Source organism: Mycobacterium sp. ST-F2 (assembly GCF_001905655.1).
Classification (GTDB): domain Bacteria; phylum Actinomycetota; class Actinomycetes; order Mycobacteriales; family Mycobacteriaceae; genus Mycobacterium.
Genome location: NZ_JMHT01000093.1, coordinates 1 through 3,838, shown reverse-complemented (window position 1 = coordinate 3,838; position 3,838 = coordinate 1). Strand labels below are relative to the sequence as shown.

Annotated in this window: 5 protein-coding genes; all 5 read left to right on the top strand. The window is 66.0% G+C overall.

Features of this window, described 5'->3' with window-relative positions; genetic code table 11:
* Positions 1–188 precede the first annotated feature (188 nt).
* Positions 189–1,340 (top strand): phage major capsid protein, encoded by a 1,152-nt coding sequence (locus tag EB75_RS26870; protein ID WP_083612595.1) that lies wholly within the window; start codon positions 189–191, stop codon positions 1,338–1,340.
* Between the two features lie 23 nt (positions 1,341–1,363).
* Positions 1,364–1,501, top strand: a complete 138-nt coding sequence (locus EB75_RS29480; RefSeq protein WP_168176132.1) for a hypothetical protein — start codon at positions 1,364–1,366, stop codon at positions 1,499–1,501.
* A 179-nt stretch (positions 1,502–1,680) separates the two neighbouring features.
* Positions 1,681–1,983, top strand: a complete 303-nt coding sequence (locus EB75_RS26865; protein ID WP_073698275.1) for an HNH endonuclease — start codon at positions 1,681–1,683, stop codon at positions 1,981–1,983.
* Between the two features lie 275 nt (positions 1,984–2,258).
* Positions 2,259–2,651, top strand: a complete 393-nt coding sequence (locus EB75_RS26860; RefSeq protein WP_142239845.1) for a hypothetical protein — start codon at positions 2,259–2,261, stop codon at positions 2,649–2,651.
* Between the two features lie 252 nt (positions 2,652–2,903).
* On the top strand, positions 2,904–3,572 hold the full coding sequence (locus tag EB75_RS26855) for a hypothetical protein (RefSeq protein WP_142239844.1): 669 nt from the start codon (positions 2,904–2,906) through the stop codon (positions 3,570–3,572).
* Positions 3,573–3,838 lie beyond the last annotated feature (266 nt).

The following is a 3,838-nucleotide window of genomic DNA, read 5'->3' as shown; positions in this document are numbered from 1 at the left end:
ACGCGGGTCACCGCCGGCCCTGGCACTGGGCGGGTGATTCACTGATCGGCCAGCCCTGGCACTGGGCGCGAATAGGCACCGCGAGATGGTCGGCCCCGGCACGGGGCGCGTCGAACCCCTCATTCTCTCTGCGCTGCGAGCGCTGGAATTGCGTTGCGCGGCAGTCTATTTGCCTAGGAGGCAACATCATGAGCGTTCAATCACTTGTCGACCGTCACGCCCGGCTCCAAGCGCAGCGTATGGAGCTGCTCGACCGGTGCTGCATGGCGAAGCGTGACATGACTGACGATGAGTCGGCAGAATTCGGCCGCCTGTCGGGCCAGGTCCAGGAACTGGAAAACGAGCTTCAGCGCGTAGGTGTCGGTAATGCCGACGTCACTGCGATCCACCGTGCCAACGCCAAGGGTCATGCCGGCGGCGGGGTCAAGGTCACGTCGGGCGGATGGGCGGCGCGGGCGGCGGCGGTGCTCGTCACCGGGGAGTCGCGCGGGATCGCCTCGGGCAGTGTGGATGTGCCCACACTGGTGGAGACCGAGGTGGCGGCCATGGACCGGCCGGGGCGGCTGATCGACCTGCTGACCAGCCGAAATAACATCCAAGGCAACTCATTCGAGTTTTACCGACAGGGGATCCGCACCAACACCGCCGCGCCCGTGGCGGACGGTGCGGTCAAGCCAACCAGCATCTTCACGGTCGCCCCGATCGAGGACCGATGCAGGGTTATCGCCCACCTGTCGGAGCCGGTGCCGATCCGACTGTTCGCCGACCACCACGACCTGGAGCAGTGGCTGGACGACGAAATGGCCGAGGGCGTACTCGATGCCATCGAGCGCGAGGTGATCAGCGGTGACGGCACTGGCGAGCACATGACGGGCCTGCTGCACACCGCCGGCACCACGGCCGTCGCGTTCGACACCGACATGCCCACCACGCTGCGGTCCGCGGTGACGGCGATGCAGCTCAAGGGCGTCACCCCGACCGGCTGGGTGCTGCACCCAAACGACGCCGAGCGCATCGACCTGCTGCGCTTCCCATGGGGCGGCGCAGCCGCGGCCGACGCGGGGTTCCTGCTCGACGGCTACCAGAACGGAACTGCGGGCAGCGCCAACGTGTTCGGGCCGACCGCGCCGCGTGTGGTGTCGGCGTCGGTGCCGGAAGGCACTGCCGTGCTGGGTGATTGGGCTCAGCTGCGGCTGTATGTCCGCGAGGATGTGCGGCTCGACATCGACGCGGGCGGTGTGTTGTTCACCCAGAACCAGGCGATCGTGCGCGCTGAGGCGCGGGTCGGCGTCGGTGTGCTCAAGCCGGCATCGTTCGCCGTCATCGACCTCACCGCCTGACGGTGGACGACTGGGAGGGGTTCGTGACGGTCGAGGATGCGGCGCAACGCATGTCGCTGACCGAGGACCGGGTGCGACAGCTGGCACGGCAACGTGTGCTGCGGTCTCGTATCTGGTGCGGCCTGCTGTTCGTTGAGCCCGCCATCACGAACTACTCCTGACAGACCGGCACCCCAGCGACTGGTCCTCTGCTGGCGCGGTGCCCAACCGGTGGCCGTGTCGCGTCTTTCCCTGTTGGGGCGCGCCATGGCCACCGGCCCGATACCCGACCCCATGCCCCAGGGCAGCCATCCGACCGAACAACAACACCGGCACATCGGACTCGTTGGAGGCCAACACCATGACGGCACGTAACGCTGGCTTCGACCGCGCCCAGCACCACTACAAGGACCTCAAGCGCAAGTTCCGCACCGAGTGCCAGGAACGGGCAGACGACTGCTGGCTGTGCTTCCGGCCGATCGACTACAGCCTGGAGTACCCGCACCCTGAGTCGTTCAGCGTCGACCACGCGGTGACGGTCAAGGCTCGGCCCGAGTTGGCCGACGACTACCACAACTTCAGGCCAGCTCACCTGGTGTGTAACCAGATGCGGGGCGACGAGGAACCACACCTCGACATCGGCGAGCCGTCCGAAGTCTGGTGATCCCACACCATCCGCACCCCTGTGACCGGGCTCCCCACGGGCCCGGCGACCGGGGGGTACCCGCAAAGTCGCCAGACGCCACCCGCCGCCCCTGCCGCCCGGTAGGGGTCTTCTCTAGGTGTCAAGTTGACGGGGTGAAAATGCGTCTGGCAGCGGTCCGGCAGTGGGTGGCGAAATCCCTGGTAGCGCACTGTTTTCGGCCGGGTCCGTTTGTTCACCCTTGGACACGGGCCAACTGTCAAGTGTCAAGTGCCTTGCGCCGTACACTTTTTCGTATGACCAGTGACGCTCGACGGCGGCGAGACGCCAGGATCGTGCGGCTCGATGCCGCCGGCTGGTCACTGCGGGAGATCGGCCGCGATCCACGGGTGAGGTTGTCGCCCGAGGGTGTGCGGCACGTTCTGCGGCAGCTGAATTCGGAGCCTGAGCCGTGGGAGCTGGACCCGCTGCTGCTGTGGCGTGACGCCCGCGCGGGTGACGCCAGGGCGCGGGAGCTGCTGACCGAGATGACGGCCCGGACGGACGAGCTGGCCGCCAGGTGGTCGGTGGAGCGGTTCGGGAAGCCGCTGGCCGGCATCGGGCCTGAGGCATCGCGGTCACTGCGGTCGGAGGCGGCGGACGTCGTTGGCGTGGAGATGTACGCCGAGCTGACCGGCGCGCCACGCTGACCCGACTGCGGGGCAACGGATTCCGAGGGTTTTCGCGGTACACTCGCGAGTACCGCGTGAGGGTTCGCTTCCCCCGCTCGGTCCTTTCATGAATTGCCCCTGATGGAGATGCCCGACCACCGCTGGCACTGCGGGGTCGGGCATTTTCACGCTTGGAGCACCGCTACTCAAGCATCCTGTAGTTGGCCAAGGATGCATGAATCATGGTGCAGCCATTGCGATTTCACCAAACCGGCGGCTACCGTCACCGGCATGAAGAACGCCCAAGGGTCACCCGCTACTCCTGCCGACGCCGCCGACATCATCAGTGCTGCGGCCGATGCACGTTGCCACTGTGGCGCAATTGATCACAATGATGCGATTGATCAAAACAGCTGTGCCACTTGCTATTTCGGAGATAACGAAGCTAGCGTCACTGACGTGACTACCCACCCTGTGAACGAGCCCGAAACCTGGCGCGATCTGGCCGACCAGCTCACGCCCGACCAGATCGATTACATTGAGCGCTCCGAGCTCCATCCGGTTCCGAACGTCGATGGGACTTGCGACGTCGACCTAAACCGCGGTGCCCTGCTGTTCCGCGCTCGAGAGTTCGCCCGGCAGAACGTTGCCGCCGAACGATTCCGCCACGTGCAGGCCCCAGTCGGTGCCGACCAGGTCGACGCTTGGTGGCCGGGCAATAGCGACGACGGCAGTTGGTCACGCACGTGGTGGGGTAAGCCCCGCGGCATTGCGGTCGCCGCGGCGAAGAACCCCTTCACTGTCGTGTTGACGGGCATGCAATGGTCCGACGGTCGCAGTGAATCCGCCGTCACGGTGCACGCTGACGATGACCTCATGACCGCCGCCGAAGCGCGGCAGCTCGCCGTCGCCCTGCTCGAAGTGGCCGACGCGCTCACCAGTACGCAGCTGGCGGTGTAATCGTTTCCCCACCCGTAGGGAAAACTCCTGCCCGTGCGCAATTCTTGTCAGCTGCAGCTAATTCGCTTGTGCCACATTGTCTTTCGTACAAGTTGGAGATAGCTTCACCTTCATGACGACCGACTACTTGCCACCGGACGATCCGGCCGACCCTGCTGCAGCTGCGCTGACGCACCTCATCCTGGAGCCCGAAGCCACCGGCATCACGACATCCCGCGGGGAGCTGCAGCAGCTGGCCGCCCTGCTCGACGCGGCGGATGCGTTCG